Raw genomic sequence first — 468 nt, 5'->3', positions numbered from 1 at the left:
ATGTGCCGGAGGTGCACGGGCTGCGCGGCCTGCCCGCGGCTGCCCGCACTGCGGAGAGCCTCGCCGCCCTGCTGCGCCCGGGAGATGACGGCCCCCTGTCCGCCGATGCGGCGTGGACCCGGCTGGCCCAGCAGAACCTTCAGGACGCCGGCCTCGACCTCGCCGCCCAGCTGGAGGAGGACATGGCGGAATGCCGTGGCGGGGAACGCGAGCGCCTTACGGAAACCGTGCAGCACTACCTGTCCACCGGGAACATCACGGCCACGGCGGAGCAGCTCTTCTGCCACCGGAACACCATCCTGAACCGGCTCAACCGCTTTCAGGAATTGACCGGAATCGATTTGACCGTTCCGACACAGGCGGCCCGGCTGGTGGTCGCCTGGGCCTAGCAGTTGTGTGAACACACACTTCGGGCCCATTTTTGGTGGGGTTTTCGCCATTGAGGTGTGATCACCAACACAGAATAGT

The 468-nt window shown here is 66.0% G+C and carries 1 protein-coding gene; it reads left to right on the top strand.

Annotated features, from left to right (window positions below):
• The coding region (locus AC1U89_RS24715; protein WP_479902251.1) for a helix-turn-helix domain-containing protein at positions 1–389 on the top strand (389 nt) is incomplete at its 5' end.
• Between the last annotated feature and the right edge of the window lie 79 nt (positions 390–468).

Source organism: Caulobacter sp. 05T431, from assembly GCF_056665975.1.
This window is presented reverse-complemented; position numbering and strand designations above follow the sequence as displayed.